The 23,936-nt window shown below is 73.3% G+C and carries 23 protein-coding genes and 1 pseudogene; 14 read left to right on the top strand and 10 right to left on the bottom strand.

Annotation, left to right across the window (positions count from 1 at the left end):
- Positions 1 to 2,766 (top strand): SpoIIE family protein phosphatase, encoded by a 2,766-nt coding sequence (locus AB0K92_RS28060; protein ID WP_365927359.1) that lies wholly within the window; start codon positions 1 to 3, stop codon positions 2,764 to 2,766.
- A 189-nt stretch (positions 2,767 to 2,955) separates the two neighbouring features.
- On the opposite strand, the gene AB0K92_RS28055 is transcribed toward AB0K92_RS28060, so the two are convergent.
- The 3 genes from AB0K92_RS28055 to AB0K92_RS28045 all read right to left on the bottom strand — a co-directional run bounded on the left by AB0K92_RS28055 (position 2,956) and on the right by AB0K92_RS28045 (position 5,966).
- On the bottom strand, positions 2,956 to 3,192 hold the full coding sequence (locus AB0K92_RS28055; RefSeq protein ID WP_365927357.1) for a hypothetical protein: 237 nt from the start codon (positions 3,190 to 3,192) through the stop codon (positions 2,956 to 2,958).
- Positions 3,193 to 3,689: 497 nt separating this feature from the next.
- On the bottom strand, positions 3,690 to 5,279 hold the full coding sequence (locus AB0K92_RS28050; protein WP_365927355.1) for an MFS transporter: 1,590 nt from the start codon (positions 5,277 to 5,279) through the stop codon (positions 3,690 to 3,692).
- A 204-nt stretch (positions 5,280 to 5,483) separates the two neighbouring features.
- On the bottom strand, positions 5,484 to 5,966 hold the full coding sequence (locus AB0K92_RS28045) for a MarR family transcriptional regulator (RefSeq protein WP_365927353.1): 483 nt from the start codon (positions 5,964 to 5,966) through the stop codon (positions 5,484 to 5,486).
- 98 nt (positions 5,967 to 6,064) lie between these two features.
- On the opposite strand from AB0K92_RS28045, the gene AB0K92_RS28040 reads away from it, so the two are divergent.
- The 3 genes from AB0K92_RS28040 (at position 6,065) to AB0K92_RS28030 (ending at position 9,903) form a co-directional block, all read left to right on the top strand.
- On the top strand, positions 6,065 to 6,685 hold the full coding sequence (locus tag AB0K92_RS28040; RefSeq protein WP_365927351.1) for an L-threonylcarbamoyladenylate synthase: 621 nt from the start codon (positions 6,065 to 6,067) through the stop codon (positions 6,683 to 6,685).
- Positions 6,686 to 7,106: 421 nt separating this feature from the next.
- A complete protein-coding gene (locus AB0K92_RS28035) occupies positions 7,107 to 8,306 on the top strand; it encodes a glycoside hydrolase family 64 protein (RefSeq protein ID WP_365927350.1) in 1,200 nt (399 codons plus the stop codon).
- A gap of 88 nt (positions 8,307 to 8,394) precedes the next feature.
- On the top strand, positions 8,395 to 9,903 hold the full coding sequence (locus AB0K92_RS28030) for a metallophosphoesterase (protein WP_365927349.1): 1,509 nt from the start codon (positions 8,395 to 8,397) through the stop codon (positions 9,901 to 9,903).
- Between the two features lie 206 nt (positions 9,904 to 10,109).
- Here the strand turns inward: AB0K92_RS28030 and AB0K92_RS28025 are convergent.
- The 3 genes and pseudogenes from AB0K92_RS28025 to AB0K92_RS28015 all read right to left on the bottom strand — a co-directional run.
- Positions 10,110 to 10,187 (bottom strand): annotated as a pseudogene (locus AB0K92_RS28025) (dipeptidase); the annotation flags it as partial.
- Positions 10,188 to 10,252: 65 nt separating this feature from the next.
- Positions 10,253 to 10,720 (bottom strand): peroxiredoxin, encoded by a 468-nt coding sequence (locus tag AB0K92_RS28020; protein ID WP_365927347.1) that lies wholly within the window; start codon positions 10,718 to 10,720, stop codon positions 10,253 to 10,255.
- Positions 10,717 to 11,097, bottom strand: coding sequence for a DoxX family protein (locus AB0K92_RS28015; protein WP_365927345.1), 381 nt, complete (start codon positions 11,095 to 11,097; stop codon positions 10,717 to 10,719). Before AB0K92_RS28015 ends, AB0K92_RS28020 begins: the two co-directional genes overlap by 4 nt.
- Before the next feature lie 555 nt (positions 11,098 to 11,652).
- On the opposite strand from AB0K92_RS28015, the gene AB0K92_RS28010 reads away from it, so the two are divergent.
- The 6 genes from AB0K92_RS28010 to hemC all read left to right on the top strand — a co-directional run bounded on the left by AB0K92_RS28010 (position 11,653) and on the right by hemC (position 16,717).
- Entirely contained in the window at positions 11,653 to 12,633 is a 981-nt protein-coding gene (locus AB0K92_RS28010) for an ATP-dependent DNA ligase (protein WP_365927343.1), read from the top strand.
- 144 nt (positions 12,634 to 12,777) lie between these two features.
- On the top strand, positions 12,778 to 13,554 hold the full coding sequence (locus AB0K92_RS28005) for an NPP1 family protein (protein ID WP_165995329.1): 777 nt from the start codon (positions 12,778 to 12,780) through the stop codon (positions 13,552 to 13,554).
- A gap of 124 nt (positions 13,555 to 13,678) precedes the next feature.
- The gene (locus AB0K92_RS28000) at positions 13,679 to 14,698 is read left to right on the top strand and encodes a questin oxidase family protein (RefSeq protein WP_365927341.1); all 1,020 of its coding nucleotides are present in this window, start codon (positions 13,679 to 13,681) and stop codon (positions 14,696 to 14,698) included.
- A 25-nt stretch (positions 14,699 to 14,723) separates the two neighbouring features.
- On the top strand, positions 14,724 to 15,242 hold the full coding sequence (locus AB0K92_RS27995; protein WP_365927339.1) for a hypothetical protein: 519 nt from the start codon (positions 14,724 to 14,726) through the stop codon (positions 15,240 to 15,242).
- Positions 15,239 to 15,712 (top strand): GNAT family N-acetyltransferase, encoded by a 474-nt coding sequence (locus tag AB0K92_RS27990; RefSeq protein ID WP_365927337.1) that lies wholly within the window; start codon positions 15,239 to 15,241, stop codon positions 15,710 to 15,712. Before AB0K92_RS27995 ends, AB0K92_RS27990 begins: the two co-directional genes overlap by 4 nt.
- A gap of 69 nt (positions 15,713 to 15,781) precedes the next feature.
- Positions 15,782 to 16,717, top strand: coding sequence for a hydroxymethylbilane synthase (hemC, locus tag AB0K92_RS27985; RefSeq protein ID WP_365927335.1), 936 nt, complete (start codon positions 15,782 to 15,784; stop codon positions 16,715 to 16,717).
- Between the two features lie 31 nt (positions 16,718 to 16,748).
- Here the strand turns inward: hemC and AB0K92_RS27980 are convergent, their stop codons facing one another.
- On the bottom strand, positions 16,749 to 17,270 hold the full coding sequence (locus tag AB0K92_RS27980; protein WP_165995336.1) for a hypothetical protein: 522 nt from the start codon (positions 17,268 to 17,270) through the stop codon (positions 16,749 to 16,751).
- Between the two features lie 437 nt (positions 17,271 to 17,707).
- Here AB0K92_RS27980 and AB0K92_RS27975 point away from each other — a divergent pair, with 437 nt between their 5' ends.
- Positions 17,708 to 18,502, top strand: a complete 795-nt coding sequence (locus AB0K92_RS27975) for a SigB/SigF/SigG family RNA polymerase sigma factor (RefSeq protein ID WP_165995338.1) — start codon at positions 17,708 to 17,710, stop codon at positions 18,500 to 18,502.
- A gap of 33 nt (positions 18,503 to 18,535) precedes the next feature.
- On the opposite strand, the gene AB0K92_RS27970 is transcribed toward AB0K92_RS27975, so the two are convergent.
- Positions 18,536 to 18,895, bottom strand: a complete 360-nt coding sequence (locus tag AB0K92_RS27970; RefSeq protein ID WP_240926082.1) for an ANTAR domain-containing protein — start codon at positions 18,893 to 18,895, stop codon at positions 18,536 to 18,538.
- A 127-nt stretch (positions 18,896 to 19,022) separates the two neighbouring features.
- Here AB0K92_RS27970 and AB0K92_RS27965 point away from each other — a divergent pair, with 127 nt between their 5' ends.
- Positions 19,023 to 19,826 (top strand): VOC family protein, encoded by an 804-nt coding sequence (locus tag AB0K92_RS27965; protein ID WP_365927332.1) that lies wholly within the window; start codon positions 19,023 to 19,025, stop codon positions 19,824 to 19,826.
- A gap of 101 nt (positions 19,827 to 19,927) precedes the next feature.
- Here AB0K92_RS27965 and glgX read toward each other — a convergent pair whose 3' ends face one another.
- Positions 19,928 to 22,081 carry a glycogen debranching protein GlgX gene (glgX, locus tag AB0K92_RS27960; protein ID WP_365927330.1) on the bottom strand — a complete coding sequence of 718 codons (2,154 nt, stop codon included), beginning with the start codon at positions 22,079 to 22,081 and terminating at the stop codon, positions 19,928 to 19,930.
- Entirely contained in the window at positions 22,078 to 22,590 is a 513-nt protein-coding gene (locus tag AB0K92_RS27955; protein ID WP_365927328.1) for a pep a2, read from the bottom strand. The genes glgX and AB0K92_RS27955 overlap by 4 nt, the downstream gene beginning before the upstream one ends.
- 313 nt (positions 22,591 to 22,903) lie before the next feature.
- Here AB0K92_RS27955 and AB0K92_RS27950 point away from each other — a divergent pair, with 313 nt between their 5' ends.
- A complete protein-coding gene (locus AB0K92_RS27950) occupies positions 22,904 to 23,200 on the top strand; it encodes a DUF5133 domain-containing protein (protein WP_165995345.1) in 297 nt (98 codons plus the stop codon).
- Positions 23,201 to 23,271: 71 nt separating this feature from the next.
- Positions 23,272 to 23,936 (top strand): maltotransferase domain-containing protein (locus AB0K92_RS27945; RefSeq protein ID WP_365927325.1); only part of this gene is annotated, 665 nt, incomplete at its 3' end.

Below are 23,936 nucleotides of genomic sequence, written 5' to 3'. Positions count from 1 at the left end.
ATGGTCCGACATTGGGGTCGATCCCGGGCTCGGTCCACCGGACCGCCCGGCGCCGTGCGCCCGCGGAGTGCGTCACGGGCGCTGCCGGAGGGCGGGCCGGGACCGCGCCGGGAGGCCGGCGAGCGACGGCGTTCCGCGGCCGCGCTGTGGCCGGTGCTGCGCCGGCGCAGCGTCGCCGGGCAGGTCTTCCTGCTCCAGGTCGTCGTCGTGCTGGTGCTGGTCGCCGCCGCGGTGGTGGCCCTGGTGCTGCAGGCGCGGTACGACAGCACTCAGGAGGCCCGCAACCGGTCGCTGGCGGTCGCGGGGACCTTCGCCGAGGCTCCGGGCACGCTGGCGGCGCTCCGCAGCCGGGATCCCACGGCGGTGCTCCAGCCACGGGCGGAGGCGGCCCGCGAGGCGACCGGCGTCGACTTCATCGTCGTCATGGCCACCGACGGCACCCGCTACACCCATCCGCTGCCCGACCGCATCGGCAAGAAGTTCGTCGGGACCATCGAGCCCGCGCTGGCCGGGGAGCCGGTGACCGAGGAGATCGAGGGCACGATCGGGCGACTGGTGCAGGCGGTCGTACCGGTCCGGGAGCCCGACGGAACGGTGGTCGGCCTGGTGTCGGCGGGGATCACCACCGAGCACGTCGGCGGCGCCGCCGACCGGCAGGTGCCCCTGATGCTGACCGCCGCGGGGGTGGGCCTGGCGGTGGCCACGGCGGGCACCGCGCTGGTCAGCCGGCGGCTGCTGCGGCAGACCCGCGGGCTGGGGCCGCGCGAGATGACCCGGATGTACGAGCACCACGACGCGGTCCTGCACTCCGTCCGTGAGGGCGTGCTGATCCTGGACGGCGACGGCGCGCTGCTGCTCGCCAACGACGAGGCGCGCCGGCTGCTGGACCTGCCGGACGACGCGGAGGGCCGGCATGTGCGCGAGCTGGGCCTGGATCCGGCCACCGCGGAGCTGCTGGCCTCCGGGCGGGTCGCCACGGACGAGGTGCGGCTGGTGAAGGACCGGCTGCTGGCGATCAACCAGCGGCCCACGGACCTGACGGGCGGCCCGGCGGGCAGTGTGGCGACGCTGCGTGACTCCACCGAGCTGCGCGCCCTGTCGGGCCGGGCGGAGGTGGCGCGCGAACGCCTCGACATGCTGTACGCGGCCGGGGTCGGCATCGGCACCAGCCTGGACGTGACCCGGACGGCGCAGGAGCTGACGGAGCTGGCGGTGCCCCGCTTCGCGGACTTCGTCACCGTGGACCTGTTCGACGCGGTGCTCGCCGGGGAGCAGCCGGAGGCGGGCCTGGAGCTGCGCCGTACGGGCTTCGGCGGAATCCGGGACGACGCGCCGCTGTACCCGGTGGGCCGGCGCATCCACTTCGTGCCGTCCTCCCCGCAGGCGCGCAGTCTGCGCAGCGGGCAGGCGATCCTGGAGCCCCGGCTGAACGACGCTCCGGGCTGGCAGGCGCAGGACCTGGAGCGCACCGCGCAGGTGCTGGAGTACGGCATCCACTCCCTGATCACCGCACCGCTGCGGGCGGGATCGCTGACCCTCGGTCTGGCCAACTTCTGGCGTTCGCGCAAGCCGGAGCCGTTCGACGCGGAGGATCTGGCGCTCGCGGAGGAGCTGGTGGCGCGGGCCGCGGTGTCCATCGACAACGCCCGCCGCTACACCCGTGAGCACACCATGGCGGTGACCCTGCAGCGCAGCCTGCTGCCGCGCAGCCTGCCCGAGCAGAACGCGCTGGACGTCGCCTACCGGTATCTGCCGGCGCAGGCCGGGGTGGGCGGCGACTGGTTCGACGTACTGCCGCTGTCGGGCGCCCGGGTCGCGCTGGTGGTCGGGGACGTGGTGGGGCACGGGCTGCACGCGGCGGCCACCATGGGCCGGCTGCGGACCGCCGTGCACAACTTCACGGCGCTGGACCTGGCGCCCGACGAGCTGCTGACGCTGCTCGACGAGATGGTGGCGCGGATCGACCAGCACGAGGCGGAGGAGGGCGGCAGCGCCCCGGTGACGGGTGCGACCTGCCTGTACGCGATCTACGACCCGGTCTCGCGGCGCTGCGCGATCGCCCGCGCCGGTCATCCGCCGCCCGCCCTGGTGCTGCCGGACGGCCGGGTGGAGTTCCCGGAGGTGCCCGCCGGTCCCCCGCTGGGTCTGGGCGGGCTGCCGTTCGAGACGGCCGATCTGGAGCTGGCGGAGGGCAGCCGGCTGGTGCTGTACACCGACGGGCTGGTGGAGGACCGCGCCCGGGACATCGACGTGGGGCTGGGACTGCTGCGCGAGGCGCTGGAGCGGGCCGGTCCGCTCCCGGAGGACACCTGCCGGGCGGTGGTGGACGCCCGGCTGCCGGCCCGGCCCAGCGACGACATCGCGCTGATCGTGGCCCGGACCCGGGCGCTGGGCGCCGACCGGGTGGCCGCCTGGGACGTGCCGGCCGATCCGGCGGCCGTGGCGGACGTGCGGTCCTCGGTCACCCGGCGGCTGGCCGAGTGGGGGCTGGACGAGCTGGCGTTCACCACGGAACTGATCCTGAGCGAGCTGGTCACCAACGCGATCCGCTACGGCGGTCCCCCGATCCGGGTGCGGGTGCTGCGTGACCGGGCGCTGATCTGCGAGGTCTTCGACGGCAGCAGTACGGCTCCGCATCTGCGGTACGCGGGCATGACGGACGAGGGCGGACGCGGTCTGTTCCTAGTCGCCCAGCTCGCCGAGCGCTGGGGCACCCGCTATCTGCCGACGGGCAAGGTGATCTGGGCGGAGCAGCCGCTGCCGTGAGCGCGCGCCGACCGCGCGCCCGCGTGAGCGCCGGGTGTGTCCGGCTGACGCCCGCCTGAGCGCCGGGCGGGTCCGGCCGGCGCCCGCGTGAGCGCCGGGGGGGGTAAGGCCGGCGCCCGCGTGAGCGGGCGCGCGACGGCCCGGACCCCGGGCGTCGCCGGGATCCGGGCCGGATGGGGTGAGTGCCCGTCAGCTGCCGCTGAGCCGCTTGCGCAGCAGCTCCTTGCCCAGCTCGGCGCCCTTGCGGCTGTCGGCCTGGGCCTTGCGGAACAGCTCCGCGACCTCGGTGTCCTTGGCGCGCTCCGCGTCCTGGACGTACTGCTCCAGCTTGAGCGCGTTGCTGAGGCACGCCTCCACGTACCAGATGAGGTTGTAGTCCTTGTCCGCCGTGCCGGTCACACCGCCGGTCTCCGTGCTGCTGGTCACTCGGGCCTCCTCCTTCTGTGCGGGTGCTTGCTTGACGTGGGCGCCGAGTACCCCTCTTGCCCGGAGCCACACAGACACCCGCTCAGCACGTGCGCCCGCGGATGCGGCGGCCGCCGGCCCTGCGGGGACGCGGAACCGCCCTGGTCGCCGTGCCGCCGCGTACGAACGCGTCCGGGGCCACCCCGCGAGGAGCCGCCCCGGATTCTCGCGGCCCCGGAAGACGAGGGCGCCGCGGGGGCGCGACCGGTCCCCCGTGCCGGTCGCGCCGTCCCCGTGACGTCGAACCTACGGGGCGGGTGGTGCGGCCGGGTATCGCGTCGGTGCGAGCCGTCGGGGGCGGACGGCTCACCCGTGCACAGGTGAGTCCGGATTGTTCCGGTCTGCCGTGGGCAGGGCGGGCTCGGGCAGCTCGCCGAGCGCCACGTGGGCGAGGACGACCTCGTACTGGGTCCGGGCGCCGCCGCCTGCGTCCGACGTTCCGTCAGGAGAGCCTGGGTTCAGTGCTGCCTGGGCCGGCCGCCCGTGCGCAGGCCGAGCGCGGCGACGGCCGCGCCGACGAGGCAGAGGACGCCGGTGACGACGACGGCCAGGTGCACGCCGTTCATGAAGGCGGCGCCGCTGCCCTCGGCGACGGCCGCGCGCAGCGGCGCGGGCATGTCGCCGGAGACCGGCGCGACTCCCATCGCGACGGCGTCCTTGGCCTCCTGGAGCCGCTGGGCCAGGGCGGCCGGCACGCCGGCTCCGGTGAGTTCGCCGCGCAGGGTGGCGCCGACCTCGGCGCTGATCACGGAGACCAGCACGGAGGTGCCGAGGGCCCCGCCGATCTGCAGCGTGGTGGCCTGGAGACCGCCCGCCACACCGCCGTCACGGACGGGCGCGTTGCCCACGATCGCGTCGGAGGAGGCGGCGAGCACCATGCCGACGCCGAGGCCGAGGGCGATGAACGGCGGCCACATGGTGGTGTACGAGGAGTCCGTGGTCCAGGTGAGCATGCCGAAGCAGGAGGCGGCCTGGAGGACCATGCCGACCGGCATGGTCACGCGGGCGCCCAGGCGCTGGGTCAGCGCGGCGCCCAGCGGGGAGGCGACCAGGGAGGCCAGGCTGAGCGGCAGGGTGCGCACACCGGCCTCGACGGGGGTGTAGCCACGCACGTTCTGCAGGTAGAGCATCACGAAGAAGATCATGCCGAGCAGCACGAAGAAGTTCAGCGCGGTGACGATCGCGCCGACCGTGAGGGCACGGTTGCGGAACAGCCGCATCGGCAGCAGCGGATGGGCGGTGCGGGTCTCGTACCGGCCGAAGACGATCAGGACCAGCAGCCCGGCGAGCACGGCGCCCCAGGTGCCGGCCGAGGTCCAGCCCCAGGTCTCCCCCTTGACGACGCCGAAGACGACGGCGAGCAGGCCGAGGGCCAGCAGGATCACGCCGGGCACGTCGAACCGCTGCCGCTCCTCGGCGCTCTTGCCCTGCGGCAGCACGAACGCGCTGAAGAGGAAGGCGGCGACGCCGATCGGCGCGTTGATGTAGAACACCGACTCCCAGCTGACGTGCTCGACCAGCAGGCCGCCGACGATGGGTCCGAGGGCGGTGGAGACCGCCGACACCATCGCCCAGATGCCGACCGCCATGCCGAACTTGCGCGGCGGGAAGACGGCGCGCAGCAGGCCGAGCGTGTTGGGCATGAGCAGGCCGCCGAACAGGCCCTGCAGGGCGCGGAAGACGATGACGCCCTCGATGGAGCCGGCGAGACCGATCGCCACCGAGGTGAGGGTGAAGCCGGCGACGCCGACGAGGTAGTAGGTGCGGCGGCCGAAACGGTCGCCGAGCTTGCCGCCGAGGATGAGGGTGGCGGCGAGGGCGAGCAGGTAGGAGTTGGTCACCCACTGGAGTTCGGCGGTGGACGCGCCGAGGTCGCGGCCGATCTCCGGGTTGGCGATGGCCACGACGGACCCGTCGAGCTGGACCATGAACAGGCCGAACGCGACGGCGCAGAGGGTGAGCCAGGGGTTGGCGCGGCGCCCGGCGGGCGGACGCGGCGCGTCGGCGGACGCGGGCACGCCGGAGCGGTCCACGGCGGTGGAGGACATGGATGGAGCCTTGTCTGTGTCTGTGTCTGTGTATGTGTGTGTCTGTGTCTGTGTGTGTCTGTGCGGGGGTGCGTACGGCGGGAAACGAGAAAGCGGCGAAGGGAACGGCGAAGACACCGGCCGTCACGGCGGGAAGGTGACGCACACGGCGCGGAACCGTCGGCCCGCAGGGGCGGTGGGTCCTCCCGCGCGGGAGGACGGCCGTCAGCGGGTCGCGGCGGGCGCGGTGTGGAGGTGACGGGCGAGCGAGACGAGCGCGCCCGTGGCGGATCCGAGGGCGTCGAGTTCGCCGTCGGTGAGGGCGGCCAGCGCCTCGGTGAGGTGGGTCTGTTCGAGCGCGCGGACCTGGGCGAGCCGGCGCCGTGAGGTCTCGGTGAGGTGCAGGTGCGCGACGCGCTTGTCGGCGCGGTCCTGGCGGCGCTCCAGCATCCCCTGCTCCGTCATCTGGGAGACCAGCGCGCTGACGTTGTTCGGCTTCATCAACAGGGCCTCGGCGGCCTCGCGCACGGTGCAGCCCTCGTGCTGCGCGACGTGGCGCAGCAGCATCAGCTGGCCCTCCGGCGGCTTCGGGTGCGGGAAGTCCCTGGCGATCCGCCGGTCCAGCGCCCGGTACAGCGCGGGCAGGCACGCCGCGAGCTCGGCGGCTACGCGTGCCGTGCGCTGCGTGGGGGCGCTGGTGTCGGACATGACGCCCAGAATAGGTATGGGCTCATACTTATGTCAAAGCGACGCCCTCGGCGTGAGGCCGAGCGGCTCACCGGGGCCGTACGGCATAAGCTCGGCGGATGGCGAAGTACTACGACGTGCACCCCGACAACCCCCAGCCGCGCACCATCGCGCAGATCGCCGACGCGGTGCGTTCGGGTGCCCTCATCGCGTATCCGACGGACTCCTGCTACGCACTCGGCTGCCGGGTCGGCAGCAAGGACGGGATGGACCGGATCCGCTCCATCCGCCGGCTGGACGACCGGCACCACTTCACCCTGGTCTGCCAGGACTTCGCGCAGCTCGGCCAGTTCGTGCGGGTGGACAACGACGTCTTCCGGGCGGTCAAGGGGTCCACACCGGGCAGCTACACCTTCATCCTCCCGGCGACCAAGGAGGTGCCGCGCGCCCTGATGCACCCGAAGAAGAAGACCGTCGGGGTGCGCATCCCCGACCACGTCGTCACCCAGGCGCTCCTCGCCGAACTCGGCGAACCGCTGCTGTCGAGCACCCTGCTGCTGCCCGACGAGGACGAGCCGATGACCCAGGGCTGGGAGATCAAGGACCGCCTGGACCACGTGCTGGACGCGGTGCTCGACTCCGGGGAGTGCGGCACCGAGCCGACGACGGTCATCGACTTCTCCGGCGGCGACGTGGAAATCGTACGACGGGGAGCGGGCGACGTGAGCCGCTTCGAGTAGCCACCGGGCGGCCGGGGCGACGCGCCCCCCTCCCCCGGTCGAGAGCGGCACCGCCGACGCCCACCTCGTCCACGCGCGGAACGGCGGCCCGGCCGGCGATGCCGCTCTTCACGCCGGGTCGGCGGCCCGGCCCGGCCAAGCGGTACCGCTCTTCACTCCGGGACGGCGCCCGGCCAAGCGGTACCGCTCTTCACTCCGGGACGGCGGCCCGGCCCAGCGGCACCGCTTTTCGGCCCCCGCCCTCACCCACACCTCACCCGATTCGTCCCCTGACCTCGCCCGCAAGCCCGCTCACCTCCGCCGCACGGATTGACATGAGCGCAGCATCAGGCCAATCTGAGAGCGCTCTCACGAGCTGGTCCGGACCAATCCCCACGCGTCCGGCCATCCCCCCACAGCGCTCCCCGCACGGAGGCGAGGCATGTTCACATCCCTCAGACGGCACCGTTTACCGGTCGCCGCCGTCGCCGCGGCTTTGCTCGGCACCCTGCTCACGTTCGGCACGCCACGGTCCGCCGAGGCCGCGGTGCCCGCCACCATCCCGCTGCAGATCACCAACAACTCCGGACGCGGCGACCAGGTCCACGTCTACGTCCTCGGCACCTCGCTGACGACCGGTCAGCAGGGCTGGGCCGACGCCACCGGCACGTTCCACCCCTGGCCGGCCGGCGGAGTGCCCCCCGTCCCGGCCCCGGACGCGTCGATCCCGGGCCCCGCCGCCGGTCAGACCAAGACGATCCGGATCCCCAAGCTGTCCGGGCGGATCTACTTCTCCTACGGCCGCAAGCTCGACTTCCGGCTCGCCACGGGCGGTCTGGTGCAGCCGGCCGTGCAGAACCCGAGCGACCCCAATCACGACATCCTCTTCAACTGGTCCGAGTACACGCTGAACGACTCGGGCCTGTGGCTCAACAGCACCCAGGTCGACATGTTCTCCGCGCCGTACGCGGTCGGCGTGCAGCGGGGCGACGGCACCACGGCGACCACCGGGCGGCTCAAGCCGGGTGGCTACAACGGGGTGTTGTCGGCGCTGCGCGCCCAGCCGGGCTGGGGCGGGCTGGTGCAGACGCGGTCGGACGGGACCGTGCTGCGGGCGCTGTCCCCCGCGTACGGGGTCGGCACCGGGCGCATCTCTGCGTCCGTGATGGACGACTACATCAACCGCGTGTGGCAGAAGTACGCCACGACGACCCTGACCGTCACCCCGTTCGCGGACCGTCCGGGGACGAAGTACCAGGGCCGGGTGTCGGACGGCGTGCTGCGCTTCACCAACAGCTCGGGAGCGGTCGTGACCAGCTTCCAGAAGCCGGACGCCGACAGTGTCTTCGGCTGCCACAAGCTGCTGGACGCGCCGAACGACGAGGTGCGCGGGCCGATCTCCCGCACGCTGTGCGCGGGGTTCAACCGCTCGACGCTGCTGACCAACCCGAACCAGCCGGACACCTCGTCGGCGTCGTTCTACCAGGACGCGGTGACCAACCACTACGCGCGGATCATCCATGAGCGGATGGCCGACGGGAAGGCCTACGCGTTCGCCTTCGACGACGTCGGGCACCACGAGTCGCTGGTCCACGACGGGGCTCCGCAGCAGGCGTACCTGACGCTGGATCCGTTCAACTGATCAACTCGGCACCGAGCGGCGCGAGATGGAACCGGTGATCATCCGGGTTCCGCCTCGCGCCGCTTTCGATCATCATTACGATGCACGGGTGTCTGACTCCTCACGTGATACCGCCGAGGGCGCCGGCTGGGGCGCGCCCGAACCCGGCGCCTACCGGCAGCTGGTTCCGGCCGCCCCGGGCCGGAAACTGTCGTGGCTCGACCCCAGGACGCTGTGGCTCGCCCGCAACGGCATCCTGGCGGCCCTGTTCGGGGACCCCACGGGCCGTACCCGCGGCCGCTGGGTGGCCCAGCAGGCGGCGGTCGGGGCGCCCGCGGACAAGGTGATCCGCCGACCGGACCCGGACCGCTTCGCGTTCCTGGTGGCCGGGGACACGGGTGAGGGGGGCGAGCCGCAGTACGCGGTGGTGCCGGGCCTGTTGCGGGTCGGCCAGGACACCCAGTTCATGATCATCGCGAGTGATGTCATCTATCCCGTGGGCGCCACGGACGACTACGGCGACAAGTTCTTCCGCCCGTACCAGGACTATCCGGCGCCGATCTACGCCGTGCCCGGGAACCACGACTGGTACGAGGACCTGCGCGGCTTCATGCGCGTCTTCTGCGACGACGCGCCACCGCTGCCGCCCGAGGCCCGGCCGCGCCGGCTGACCCGGGCCTGGCTGCGCGAGCTGCTGTGGCACCGGCCGAGCCCGGTCGACGAGGCGGGCTTCGCCCAGGCCCGCAAGCTGCGCTCCGCACCCGCCCAGTTCTCCGTCCAGCCGGGCCCGTACTGGGCGATCGACGCCGGGCCGATCCGCATCGTGGGCATCGACACCGGGCTGCTCGGCACCGTCGACGCCGAGCAGGCCGCCTGGCTGCGCGAGGTCTCCCGCGACCCGCGCCCGAAGATCCTCGTCACCGGGCGGCCGCTGTACGCCGACGGCGCGCCCCGCCCGACCCCGATCGAGGGCGGCGGCACGGTCGACGACATCGTCCGCGACCCCGCGCACCGCTACGTCGCGGCGATCGGCGGCGACATCCACAACTACCAGCGCTATCCGATACGGGTGGACGGCGACCGCACCATCCAGTACATCGTCGCGGGCGGCGGCGGGGCGTTCACCCACGCCACCCACACCATCCCCCCGGTCGACCTGCCCGGCGTCACGGAGGACGACTTCCGCTGCTACCCGCTGCGCGGCGACTCCCTGGCCTTCTACAGCCGGATCTACGCCCGCCGCACCCGGCTGCGGCGCTTCTTCGCCCTCACCGAGGCGCAGGCCGCGGCCGTCGTCGCCGAACGCCTGAAGGACCGGCCCGCCCGCCCCGCCGAGACCCCCGCCCTCGTCACCCGCCGCACCCGCCTGGTCGCCACCCTCCTCGGCACCGGCCGCCGCCCGCGCCGCACCCCCCGCCTCCGCCTCCCCCTGCGCAAGCTCTACACCGGCCTCCTCTCCCCCAGCTGCGCCACCCACGCCCCGCCCTTCTTCAAGTCCTTCCTCCGCATCGACGTCACCCCACAGGCCCTTCACATCCGCTGCCACGCCGCGACAGGCCACCTCGCCCAGGAACTCGATCCCCCGGTGGAGGACGAGGTGACGATCCCTCTGACCTGAACCACACTGGCGGCTGTGGCCGGGCGGGGGCCGTCGCGCACCCGCGGGCAACGGCTGCTGCCGGGCGCGCTCCGGCTGCCGTTCGTGGAGGACTGTCGTCCACTGGACCAGCGACTGGCGTCGACCCGTGTGTCCAGGTCCAGTGCGTCGCCGCATACGTCGGCGAGAACGAGATGCACGGCGACGCCGGCACTGTGCGGCCCGGGGCGAGGGCCGTAGAGCGCGGCGCCGGCACCGGTCGCCGGCGCCCAGTACCGGCCACCGTACGCCCAGTGCCACCACTGCGGCCGTACGGGGCGGCGGTGCTGTCGCGGGGGCGCGCCGGATCAGGGCCGCTTCTTCGCGTGGGTCATCCCCGGTGGGCGCGCAGGGCGGCGAGGGCGCGGTCGGCGTGGGTGTTCATGCGCAGTTCGCTGCGGACGACCTCCAGGACGGTGCGGTCCGGCGCTATGACGAAGGTGACGCGCTTGGTGGGCGCGAGGGTGAACCCGCGTCTGACGCCGAACCGTTCGCGGACCGTGCCGTCGGCGTCGGACAGCAGCGGCATCCCGAGGGAGTGCCGGCCGGCGAACTCCTGCTGGCGTTCGACGCTGTCGCCGCTGATGCCGACCGGGCGGGCGCCCACGGCGGCGAACTCGGCGGCCAGGTCCCGGAAGTGGCAGGCCTCGGCGGTGCAGCCGGGGGTGAGGGCGGCGGGGTAGAAGAACAGCACCACCGGGCCCTCCGCGAGGAGTCCGGACAGGGTGCGGGTGACTCCGGTCTCGTCGGGCAGCGCGAAGTCCTCGGCCTTGTCGCCGACGTTCACGGGTGCGCTCACGACCGTCCCTCCGCGTTCTTCGCCACGCTGCGGGCCCACAGCACGAGCGGCAGTTGCAGCGGCAGCCGCCCGTAGGCGGCGGCCCGGAGCGGGGCGGGGCGGTGGCGCCAGTCGACGGCCATCTTGACGTTGGCGGGGAAGACGCCGACGAAGAAGGCGGCGGTGGCCAGCGCGGCGGTCTTACGGGTCCTCGGCAGGGCCAGTCCCGCCGCGAGCGCGAGTTCGGCGGCCCCGCTCACCCGGGTCCAGGTCCGCGGCTCGCCCGGCAGGGCGCGGGGGACGACCGCGTCGAACTGACGGGGTACGGCGAAGTGCGCGGCGCCCGCGGCGGCCAGCAGACCGGCGAGCAGCAGGGGCGAGCGTGCGGACCGTGACACGGTTCCTCCTCGGTGGGGGCTGCCGCCGGATGCTACCCGACGGTAACGCGAACGTGGGCGCTCCCTGGCACCGAGGCCGGGCGCTGGGGCGCCGCTCCCGCACCGCCCGCCGGGCCGGCACCGCACCCCGGCCGCACCACCAGGGCGTCGCACCCTCGCATCACACCATGGCGTCGCACCTTCGCGTCACAGCCCCGGCGCCTGCCGCCACGGGTCCCCAGCGGCCCGACCACCTGCCGCCGCGGGGGACCACGCATCCACCGTCGTCCTGCCGCCATACAACAACCGTCGTACTGCCGCCGCACCGCCGCCGTCCGCCACCGTGCCGCCGCCACCCCGCCGCGCCGTACCGCCACCCGCCGGCCGGTCCCCGCGACGGACACCCGCCCGACGGCACCCCCAGGACGGACCCGGCCGCGCCCGGCCGCGCCCGGCCGCGCACCCTGGCCGGCATCCCGCAACGGACGCGGGCCCCGGCCCCACCCCCGGCGCCGTTCAGGCGAAACCGTCCCGCGACACGCGTGACGGCCGCCCACCGCGTCGACATCTAGGGCCGTGACCCTGCCGCTGATCGCCCCCATGCTCGCCACCCCCGGCACCCTGCCGCCCGCCGCGCAGGACGCGCGCTGGGCGTACGAGACCAAGCAGGACGGCCAGCGGGTGGTGGCGTACGCCGCCGGGGACGGCGGTCTGGTGCTGCGCGCCCGGTCGGGGGACGAGATCACCGCCGCCTACCCGGAGCTGCTGCCCCTGGGCGGCGCCCTCGGCCGCACTCCCGCCGTCCTGGACGGCGAGGTGCTGGCGCTGGACGAGGAGGGACGCGCCGACTTCCAGCTGCTCCAGTCCCGGATGGGCCTCGCCCACGCGCCCGCGCGGGCCGCGCACCGGGCGGCGCGGGTGCCGGTGCATCTGGTGCTGTTCGACGTGATGCACCTGGCGGGCCGCTCGCTGACCGGGCTGCCGTACACCGAGCGGCGCGCCCGGCTGCTGGAGCTGGGTCTGGAGGGGCCGTTCTGGTCGACGCCGGGAGCGCTGGTCGGGCACGGCGAGGAGGCGCTGCGGGCGACGCGCGAGCACGGCCTGGAGGGGCTGGTGTGCAAGCGGCTGGACTCGGTGTACGAGCCGGGGGTGCGCTCCCGTGCCTGGATCAAGATCCGCAACATGCGGGCGGTGGACGTCGTCGTGGGCGGCTGGCTGCCCGGCAAGGGCCGGCTGACCGGGCTGCCGGGCGCGGTGCTGGTGGGTCAGCGCGCGGGCGGGCGGCTCCGCTACGTGGGCAGTGTGGGCACCGGCTGGAGCGAGGCCGAGCGGGCCGAACTGGCGGCCCTGCTGGCCGGCTTGGCGACCGATGTCTGTCCGTTCCAGCCGCGGCCGGCGGCGCCGGGCGCGCGCTGGGTGCTGCCCCGGCTGGTCGGGGAGGTCCGCTACAGCACCCGCACGCGGGCGGGGCTGCTGCGCCAGCCGTCCTGGCTGCGGCTGCGGCCGGACCTCACTCCCGAGGAGTCGTCGGCCGATCTGCCCGGCGCGGACCTGTGACGCCCGGCCGCGAACCGGCTGTTGAGCTGGGCTTCACCGCCGGGTCACTCGTGATCCCTTGGCACGGCCGGGGTTTGTGGGCATCCTGAACTGCCTTTCCCCCCACAGCCGTTGGGCTGCGCCCGCATCGCCGAGGAGGACGCAGTGTCGTCGCCGAAGTCCGTATCGCACCGCCGCAGATGGCTCACCGGTATCGCCGGAGCCTTCGCCCTGGTCATCGCCTTCCCCAGCACCGCCCTGGCCGCCCCGCCGCCGGCGCTGCCCGCCAACGCGGAGGCCGCCGAACGCGCCTACCAGCCCGCGTTCGACTACGACACCGACGGCTGCTACCCCACCCCCGCGGTCAGCGCCGACGGTACGGTCAACGGCGGCCTCGCCCCGACCGGCGCCCTCAACGGCAACTGCCGGGACGCCTTCGACCTGGACAACACCAACAGCTACTCCCGCTACAAGTGCAACAACGGCTGGTGCGGTTACCTGTACGGCCTGTACTTCGAGAAGGACCAGGCCCTGCCCGGCACCAGCCTGGGCGGGCACCGGCACGACTGGGAGCACGTCGTGGTGTGGGTGCAGAGCGGCCAGGTGCGGTACGTCTCGACGTCCAACCACGGCTCGTTCACCGTCACCGCCGCCTCCCAGGTGCGCTTCGACGGCACCCACGCCAAGGTCGTCTACCACAAGGACGGCATCGGCACCCACTGCTTCCGCCTGGCGAGCGCGGGCGACGAGCCGCCGGAGAACCACAAGGGCACCTGGCAGTATCCGCCGCTGGTCGGCTGGAACGGCTACCCGGCCGGTGTCCGCGAGAAGCTGAGCGCCTACGACTTCGGCAGCGCCCACTTCGGCCTGAAGGACGCGAGCTTCGCGAGCCACCTCGCGTCGGCGAAGCCGTCGGGGATCGCCTTCGACCCGTACGCATGACACCGTACGCGTGACACCGGGGCCGGGCGGCCGGGGTCGGGCCCGGGGCGTAGGACCCGCGCCCCGCGCGGGTTCGGCCCCCTGACCGATCCCGGTGGCCCCGCCGGGCCGTAGCGTCCCGGCCATGACGACGAACGACACGAGCGGACGGCTCGACGAGGCATTCGAACGGCTCCACGCCTCCGGTCCGGAGTTCCGGGGCTGGCTCAGCAACCACGCGCCCATGGTGGTCGAGTCGCTGGCCGCGCACGGACAGGCCGGGGCCGTGCACCGGTGGCTGGACCTGTACAGCGACCGGCTGGAGGAGTTCCCCTCGCGCGTCGAGCCCGTCACCGACGACAACTGGCGGGAGGCGCTGGGCGATCCGCGACGGGCCGCCGACTGGGTCGACCACTTCACGCGGTTGGTCGCCGACCGTCCGTGGCGTGCCGTGCTCGCCGAGTGGTGGCCGCGTCTGCTGCCCGGCCTGTACGCCGCGGCCACCCACCCGGTCATCCGGGTCGGCCACGCCGTACGCGCCCTGGAGGCCGAGGAGAACGAGCCGCGGCGCACCGAACTCGCCCACGCCCTCGGGTACTGGGCGGCCCGGCACCTGCCCGTGGCCGGCATCAGGGCGCTGCCCGGCGCGCCCAGCGCCGCCCTGAGCCTGGACGCGGTGCCCCCGGTCGAGGCGGCCGGGGGCGGCTATCTCACGCGGCTCGCCGCCGTGCGCGACCTGCCCGTGTGGGCGGACGACGTGACCGACCCGGACACCGCGCGGGCCCGGCTCGCCGAACTCGTCCGGGCCGCCACCCACCGGTACGCCACCCACGGCCACGGCGACGAGACGATGCTCGTGCACGCGGCGACCGCCCCGAACGCCGTGCTGCGCACGCTGCACGTGCTGCCCCGCGAGCTGTGGGCGCCCAGCCTGCACGCCGCGTGGACGGCCTCGGCGGCCATCACCGCCATGTACGCCCCCGACGAGCCGGCCGACTGCGCGCCGCCCGCCGCGCTGACCGCCGAGGAGGTCGTCGAACGCGCCCTCGCGCACGGTGACGAGCACGTCATCAAGTTCACCGACACCGCCCTCGACGTCGGCGACGAGCAGGCCCTGGCGGCCGCCCTGCGCGCGGTGGAACTGAGCGAACCCCTGGCCGGATGACGCCCGTTCGGCCGATGATGGCCGAATGGATCATGACGACACGCTGCCACCGGCGCTCGCCGCCGACGCCCTGCTCGCCCTGGCCGACGGCCATCACGCCCGCACCGTACGCCCGGCCGGCACCCGGGAGGCCGCCGGGCACCTGGTGAAGACGTACGCCCTCCAGGCCCCCGGACGCACGGTCACCGAACGGGACGTCGAGGCCGCCCTGCGGATCGCCGAGGGCCATCTGGCGCTCGGCGGGCAGCGCGGCTCCCTCGGTCTGTCCGTACTGATCCTGCACGCGGGCGGCGACGGCGACTATGTGGTCCTCCACACCTGGATCGAGGGGCACATGGCGGACCTCGCGGTGTTCACCGGCCCGGCCGGCGATCCCGCGCGGCTGCGGCCGGGGCGCGCCGGGCTCGCGCCCTGTGTGTGGGAGGCGGCGCTGCTGGCGCACGAGCGGGAGGCGTTCTCCCGGCATGTCCTGGACGGCACGGGGCCGTTGCCGGACCGGCTCGCCGCCTGGAGCGCGGACACCGTCGAGGGGACGGTGCGATGAGCGACGCGCCCGTGGTGCGGCCCGCCCGCCCCGCCGACCTGCCCCGGGTCGCCGAACTGGCCCGGCTGCACACCGCGTACGAACGGGCCGCGCCCCCCGCGCCCGGCCTCGCCGAACGCCTCGACACCCTGCTGTTCGCCCGCTCCGCGCCGCGGCTGCGCTGCCTGGTCGCCGAGGCACCCGGCGGCGAGGTCGTCGGCTACGCCACCTGCGCCCCCGAAGTGTCCACCTGGGACGGCTGCGAGTTCCTGCACATGGACTGCCTGTTCCTCGACCCGGACCACCGGGGCCGGGGACTGGGCGCACGGCTCATGGACGCGGTGCTCGCCGAGGCCCGCGCCCTGGGCCTGGCCGAGGTGCGGTGGCAGACTCCCGCCTGGAACGAGGGAGCGATCCGCTTCTACGGCCGGCTGGGCGCCCGCGGCCACGCCCAGGAGAAGGTGCGCTTCACCCTCCCGGTCGCGAACTGACGTTCCCCGCCGGGGGATTCGAGCCGGACCCCAGGGGGCCGGCCCGCCGCTGCGGCTATCGTGTCCGGCATGTCCGTTCCGGAACTGATCCGTATCGTCTCGCGCGACTCGCCCATGGCCCTGGCCCAGGTGGAGCGGGTCCGCGCGGAGCTGTCCGCCCGGTATCCCGGTGTGCGCACCGAGGTCGTGCCCGTGAAGACCACCGGCGACAAGTGGCTGGGGGACCTCTCCCTCGTCGAGGGGAAGGGTGCCTTCACCAAGGAGGTCGACGCCGCGCTGCTGGCGGGCACGGCCGATCTCGCGGTGCACTGCGTCAAGGACGTGCCCGCCGACCGGCCGCTGCCGGCGGGCACGGTGTTCGCCGCGTTCCTCCGGCGCGACGACATCCGCGACGCGCTGGTGCACCCGGGCGGACGCACCCTGGACGAACTGCCGCCCGGGACGCGGATCGGCACCTCGTCGGTGCGCAGGATCGCCCAACTCGCCGCCGGTCACCCGCACCTGGCGTGCGTGCCGCTGCGCGGCAACGCCAACCGGCGGCTGGAGAAGCTGGCGGCGGGCGAGGCGGACGCCCTGCTGCTCGCGGTGTCCGGTCTGGAGCGGATCGGCCGCCGGGACGTGATCAGCGAGGTGCTGTCGCCGGAGACGATGATGCCGCCCATCGGCGCGGGCATCCTCGCCCTGCAGTGCCGGGAGGACGACACCGCCCTCATCGACGCGGTCAGCGCCCTCGGCGATCCGGACACCCACCGCGAGGCGACCGCCGAGCGGATGTTCCTGCATGTGCTCCAGGGCCACTGCAACAGCCCGATCGCCGGTTACGCCCGGGTGGACCGCGGCGGTGAACTGTCCCTGCGCGCTTGTGTGTTCACCCCGGACGGCAAGACCCGCCTCAACGCCCACGAGTGGGCCGGGCGGCTGGACGCGGCCACCCTCGGCACCTCGGTCGCGGTGGCGCTGCTGCGGCAGGGCGCCCGGGAGATCATCGACGGCATCCCGCACTGACGGGGTCAGGCGGTGCCTTGCCGGCCGGGGGTCAGGCGGTGCCTTCCTCCGCCTGGTCGCGCAGGAAGGTGCTCACCTGGTGGGCGAGGCTGTCGCGGCCCGCGACGGAGTGCGCGCAGGCCGTCCCCTCGGGCAGGCCGATACCGCCGGACCACATCCTGCGGTCGGCCCACTCGTCGTCCACCCGCAGCTGGATCTGCACGTCCACCTGACCGAGCGCGGCCTCCGGTCCGGCGGCGTACACCACGGCGGTGACCCGGCGCAGCGGGTAGACGTCGTAGCCCTCGATGAACTGGGAGTTGCGCCAGTCCATGAACGCGCTCTCCCCGTCGGGGCCGATCCGCACGTCGATCTGGCCGTCCTCCAGGTGGACGCCGAACCGCTCGGTGCCGCGGTTCTCGACGGTGACGCGGAGGCGGAAGTACGTCAGCCCGTCCGCGGCGTCGTCCCGGCCGCGCGGCGGCTCGGCAAGCTCCAGTCGGTGGACGCGCAGACGCAGACCGGCGTGCTCCTCGCAGTCCTGCCAGTCCCCGACCACGTTCGGCTCGTACACACTGCACCTCTCGACCTCTGAAGCTGCTTCCTATCCGTGGGCTGAGCGCACTGTCAAATGAGCGGAATGGGCTGTTGCCCCGGTTTTCCGGGCCCTGATCGGTGATCAAGCCGTGGGCAGGACGAATCCGCCGCGGCCCCGCCGGGGCGGGTGCGCGGGCGTGCCGTACATCACGTTCCGGACACCGGGCCCGCGATCCCCCGCCGCGCGGGCCGGTGATCGCCGGGGCCCTGTCGTTCACTACGAAAAGACCAAAAGATTCACGAAAGGCGTTTCGTCCCGATTTGTGCCGGGAATCTCCTCGGAAGTGCTTCGGACAGGAGGCACGTCCGTGGGAGCCTGTGCGCAGGGGCCCCGGCGTCCCGAATGCCAGTGCCCGAACCGCGCCTCCCACGGTGTCCGTCCATCCGGCACCCCCTGAGGGAGGCACGCGCACCATGCGTACGGCCGGCAGAACGAAGCAGCACCCGCACGACGACGCTCCGGACACCACGGAAGCGTTCGAACGACTCCAGAAGCTCCCCGAGGGCAGCCCCGAGCGCCGGGCGCTCAGGGACGAGCTGGTCCGCCTGTGGCTCCCGATGGCCGAGCGGATCGCCGTCCGCTTCCGCGGCCGCGGCGAGGCCCTGGAGGATCTGTACCAGGTGGCGGCCCTCGGCCTGGTCAAGGCCGTCGATCACTACGATCCGTCGCGCGGCCGCGCCTTCGAGGCGTACGCCGTGCCCACCGTGACCGGTGAGATCAAGCGGCACTTCCGGGACCACATGTGGACCCTGCACGTGCCCCGGCGCGTCCAGGATCTGCGCAACCGGGTGCGGCGGGCCGCCAAGGAGCTGGCCCAGACCACGCCGGGCAGGGCGCCGACGGTCGCCGAGATCGCCGAGCACGCCCAGCTGAGCGAGGCCGAGGTGGCCACCGGCATGGAGGCCCTGGAGTGCTTCACGGCGCTCTCCCTGGAGGCCGAGATGCCCGGCACCGACGGCTACGCCCTCGGGGACGCGATAGGCGGCCCCGACCCGCGCTTCGACGTCGTGGTCGACCGGGTGGCCGTCCGGCCCTGTCTGGAGGCCCTGCCCGAGCGCGAGCGCACCATCCTCTACCTGCGGTTCTTCTGCGGCATGACGCAGAGCACCATCGCCGACCAGCTGGGCATCTCGCAGATGCACGTCTCACGTCTGCTGAGCGCCTGCTTCGCCCGGCTGCGGGAGGAGCTGCTCACCGAGGCACGCTAGGCGGTGTCGTTCGGAGCAGCCCCTGTGCGACTCCTAGGCGTCCCCGAGGGCGGTCTGGCCGTCCTCGGGCGGTGCCCCCGGGATCTGGGTCGGGCCGTGGCGGTCGAGGGCGTCCTCCAGCTCGGCGCGGATCTCCGGGGGCATCTGCCCGTGGCGGCCCCAGATGAGGATCAGCTCGGCGACATTGCGCAGCTTGATGTTCGTGTGCTGGGAGACCTCCTTCAGCACCGTCCAGCCCTGCTCGGGCGTGACCCGGCCCAGCGCCACCATCATCCCGATCGCCTGGTCCACCACGGCGTGGGAGGAGACGGCCTCCTTGAGCTGGGCCACTTCCCGCTGGAGTGCCAAGATCCGGTCCGTCTCGTCGGCCGGCTCGCTCGGTGTGTGTGCCACCCGTCCATCGTGCCACCGCGCGTCTGTGGTGCCACCGGGGTACTCGGCAGGCGCCGAGGGCGGTTCCGGTTGGACACTGGTGTGCAACCGGTGGCCGCCGGCCCCACGAACCCAGGGAACGACTGCCATGACACAGCACCCCACACCCTCCGCCCGACCGAGGGAGGTCGTCTCCACCGACTCCGTCTTCGGTGCGCCCTGCTGGGTGAGCCTGACCAGCCGGGACCTGGCCACCACGGAGTCGTTCTACTCGGCCGTGCTGGGGTGGCAGTGGCGGTCGGTCAAGCTCGGCGACCGCTTCCGGATCGCCCTCGCGAACGGAGCGCCGGTGGCCGGGGTCGCCGGGCTGGCCGGCGTGTGGCACGCGGCGGTCGCCTGGACGCCGTACTTCGCCGTGCGCAGCGCGGACGAGGTGGCGAGCCGGGTGCAGGAACGCGGCGGCACCGTCGCGGTCGGCCCGATCTCCTTCCCGCCCGGGCGCGGGGCGCTGCTGGCCGACCGGGACGGGGCGACCTTCGGCATCTGGGAGGGCGCGCTCTTCTCCGACTGGGAGACCTGGCGCCGGGCGGCTCCCGCGTTCGTCCGGCTGCACACCCGCGACGCCTTCGACGCCGCGATCTTCTACGGCGAGGTCCTGGACTGGGCCTCGGCGCGACCGGGCTGCTGCGAGGTGGAGTACGAGGGCGAGGAGGTCGTGCTGCGCAGCCGGGGCGACATCGTGGCCCGGATCGAGTCCGGTGCCGTCGAGTCGGCGCCCGACCCCACCATCCGGCCGCACTGGCAGGTGCACTTCTCCGTGCCCGACGTCGCCGCCTGCGCGCGCGCCGCGGAGCTGCACGGCGGCAGCGTGCTGCGCGAGAGCTCCGACGAGGCGGTGCTGCGCGATCCCGACGGCGCGCAGTTCACGGTGACGTCCCGGCGGGAGCGGTAGGAACGGCGGGAGCCGCAGGGGCGGATGAGGTTCAGCGCGGTGAGCGGGCGGCCGTCGAGGCCGCCCGCTCATCTATGGGCCGTCCGGGTGCGCCGTCCGGCTCAGCTGCCGCTCCTCGTCCCCCGCGGCGGCCGGGACAGCAGGACCAGGCTGCGGCTCTCCACCGCGACGACGCTGCCGGCCTTGTGCTCGGTCTCGTCCGGGGTGTCCGGGTCGGCCGTGTCCAGGACGGTCGTCCAGCGTTCCCCGTAGGCGGCGTCCGGGAGGCGGAAGTCGACGGGCTCCCAGTAGCTGTTCAGCAGCAGCAGGAAGGAGTCGTCGACGACCGGGCGGCCCTGGGAGTCGGGTTCGGCGATGGCGTCGCCGTTGAGGAAGACGCCGACGCAGTGCGCGTCGGAGCGCTGCCAGTCCTGGTCGGTCATCTCGCAGGCGTTGGGCAGCAGCCAGACGAGGTCGGGCAGCGGCTGGCCGGCGTGCACGGCCGTCTCGCCGCGGAAGAACCGCCGGCGCCGCAGCACCGGGTGCGCCGCGCGCAGCCCGATCACGTACCGGGTGAACTCCAGCAGCTCGCGCCGGTCCCCGTCGAGCCGCCAGTCGATCCAGGAGACCTCGTTGTCCTGGCAGTACGCGTTGTTGTTGCCGCGCTGGGTGCGGCCCAGCTCGTCGCCGTGGCAGAGCATCGGGATGCCCTGCGACAGCATCAGCGTGGCGAGGAAGTTGCGCTGCTGGCGGGCGCGCAGCTCCAGCACCGCCGGGTCGTCGGTGTCGCCCTCGGCTCCGCAGTTCCAGGAGCGGTTGTTGCTCTCGCCGTCCCGGTTGCCCTCGCCGTTGGCCTCGTTGTGCTTGTCGTTGTACGAGACCAGGTCGCGCAGGGTGAACCCGTCGTGGGCGGTGACGAAGTTGACGCTGGCGCGCGGCCGGCGGCGGCTGTGCTGGTAGAGGTCGGACGACCCGGTCAGCCGGGAGGCGAACTCGCCGAGCGTGTACTCCTCGCCGCGCCAGAAGTCGCGGACCGTGTCGCGGTACATGCCGTTCCACTCCGACCACAGCGGCGGGAAGTTGCCCACCTGGTAGCCGCCCTCGCCGACGTCCCAGGGCTCCGCGATCAGCTTGACCCTGCTGATCACCGGGTCCTGCTGGATCAGGTCGAAGAACGCCGACAGCCGGTCCACCTCGTGGAACTGGCGGGCCAGGGTCGCCGCGAGGTCGAAGCGGAAGCCGTCGACGTGCATCTCGGTGACCCAGTACCGCAGCGAGTCCATGATCAGCTGGAGCACGTAGGGGTGCCGCATCAGCAGGCTGTTGCCGGTGCCGGTGGTGTCGTAGTAGTGCCGCCAGTCACCGTCGACCAGGCGGTAGTACGACGAGTTGTCGATGCCCCGGAAGGACAGCGTGGGGCCCTTCTCGTTGCCCTCGGCGGTGTGGTTGTAGACGACGTCGAGGATCACTTCCAGGCCGGCCTCGTGCAGCGCCTTGACCATCGCCTTGAACTCGGCGACCTGCCGGCCGCCGGTGGAGTCGGCGGCGTAGCCGTTGTGCGGGGCGAAGAAGCCGATGGTGTTGTAGCCCCAGTAGTTGGACAGACCGCGGTCCTGGAGCACCCCGTCGTGCACGAACTGGTGCACGGGCATCAGCTCGACGGCGGTGACCCCCAGCGAGGTCAGATGCTCGACGACCGCGGGGTGGGCGAGTCCGGCGTAGGTGCCGCGCAGCTCGGGCGGTACCTCCGGATGGGTGCGGGTCATGCCCTTGACGTGGGCCTCGTAGATCACGGTGTCCGCGTACGGGCGCCGCGGCGGGCGGTCGCCGCCCCAGTCGAATGCCGGGTCGGTGACCACGCCGAGCATGGTGTGCCCGGCGCTGTCCGACGGGTCGGGCCCGGCGGGTGACCGCTCGTACAGCGAGGGGTCGTTGTCGATCTGCCCGTCGACGGCGGTGGCGTACGGGTCGAGCAGCAGCTTCGCGGGGTTGCAGCGCTGGCCGACGGCCGGGTGCCAGGGTCCGTGCACCCGGTAGCCGTAGCGCTGGCCCGGTCCGACGCCGGGCAGGTAGCAGTGCCAGACGAAGCCGTCGACCTCGTGCACCGGCACCGTGCGGTGCCGTCCGTCGTCGTCGACGAGGACGAGTTCGACGCGTTCGGCGACCTCGCTGAAGAGCGCGAAGTTGGTGCCCTGGCCGTCGTAGGAGGCACCCAGCGGGTAGGGGTGCCCGCTCCACACGGGCACCCCGGCGTTCCGGTGCGTGGTACGCGTCACCGTGCGTCCTCCAGAGGGCTGTCGGCGAAGTCCGCCGGTGCGGCCAGGACGGTGACCGGCAGGGCGCGTGGCACCTGGAGTCCCTCGCGCAGTCGCGGGGTGGGGGCCGTCGGGACCAGCGGGGCGCTGCGGCCGGCGCGGGCGCGCTGCGAGAACCAGATCACCTTGGAGCCGGTGTCGGTGGCGCAGCAGCCCCAGCCGTCGCTGATGGCGGCGATGTGTTCCAGGCAGCCGCGCAGGTCCTGGTCCGGGCGGAGGTTGCGGTCGTGGTCGCCGACGGCGGTGATCAGGTGCTGGCCGTTCCACCACATCTCGATCGACGTGTTCTTGTCCGTGGCGTGTTCGTCGATGGCCTTCAGCAGCAGCTCGGTGCTGCGGCAGACCGTCTCGACCAGGTTCTCGAGGTCCCAGTACCTGAGGTGAGCGGCCAGGATGCGGCTGACCTGTCCCACGCGTTCCGGACTGACTTCCACGTCGAGGTGGTAGTAGCAGGGCACTGCGGTCTTCATCGTGTTGGCTCCTCACCGGCGAGGATCTCGCTCCCTTCCTCGCCCTAGCGGGCCGAATCCCCCTCCTCGGACACGAAGCGTGAACACCGATCGCTTCTGAGTCACCTCAACAGTGGGACTGCTAGCCCATTCGTGCAACACGAGCGGGACACGAGATGTAGTTGAAGCTCTAACAAGACGCTGGGTCGCCGTGCGTGCACCATGAGTGAAGGCCTCGATCGCCGTAACGGAGATTCCGTGCCCGCTGTCGTGCACGGCCACCGGCCCGACCGTCGGGAACGTGCCTCGAGTGCCCCGGAAGGTGAACGGCGCCATGCTGCTACCCGCCAGAGCCGAAGTCGCCCGGCAGCTGCGGCGGTACCGGGCGTGGGAGCGAGTGATGCTCGCCTCCCCGACCGACCGCGCGGTGCGGGCGACCTTCGAGGACTCGGGTTACACCCTGTGTGTGCTCATGGGGAAGCGGTGTGCTCGGGAGGCCGCGGACGCGGCCGAACGGTTTCTGCGCACCACACTGACCACCTATTTGCAGGAACAGAACGACCGGCCCCGCAGGAACGGCCCCGCCCGGCGCGGCCCGCCCTCGGGACCCCGTTCCCGGGTGGCCCGGTAAACCACCCTTTCGGCGCAGGATCACGAGCCGGGCCGCACGGCCCGGCTCCGAGTACGGCGGAGGTGAGACCCATGAACACGACGGTGGCCATCGGGCGCATCCCGGTGCGGGACGTCCATCCGGCGGTCGAGTGCGGCAGGCGCCCGGCGAAGGCGGTCACGGGCGAGACGTTCCAGGTCACCGCCACCGTGTTCCGCGAGGGTCATGACGCGGTCGGCGCCAATGTGGTCCTGCGCGACCCCGCGGGCCGGCCCGGCCCGTGGACGCCGATGCGGGAACTCGCCCCGGGCAGCGACCGCTGGGGCGCGGAGGTCACTCCGACGGCCGAGGGCCGCTGGACGTACACCGTGGAGGCGTGGAGCGACCCGCTCACCACCTGGCGGCACGTCGCCGGCCTCAAGGTGCCGGCCGGGATCGACACCGGGTTGGTGCTGGAGGAGGGCGCCGACCTGTACGAACGGGTCGCCGCCGAGGTGCCCGAGGCCGCCGCGCGCGAAGTGGTCCTGGCCGCCGTACGGACCCTGCGCGACGACTCGCTGCCGGTGGCGACCCGCCTGGCCGCCGCGCTCACCCCCGAGGTGGACGCCGTGCTCGCCCGGTACCCGCTGCGCGAACTGCTCACCCGCACGCCCCCGTATCCCCTGCTGGTGGAGCGGGAGCGGGCGTTGTACGGCTCGTGGTACGAGTTCTTTCCCCGTTCGGAGGGCACGCCGGAGCGTCCGCACGGCACGTTCCG

This window comes from Streptomyces sp. NPDC052687 (genome assembly GCF_040678395.1).
In the GTDB taxonomy this organism is placed as follows: Bacteria; Actinomycetota; Actinomycetes; order Streptomycetales; family Streptomycetaceae; genus Streptomyces.
The sequence above is the reverse complement of the archived record's forward strand: the minus strand, read 5'-3'. Positions and strand labels throughout refer to the sequence as shown.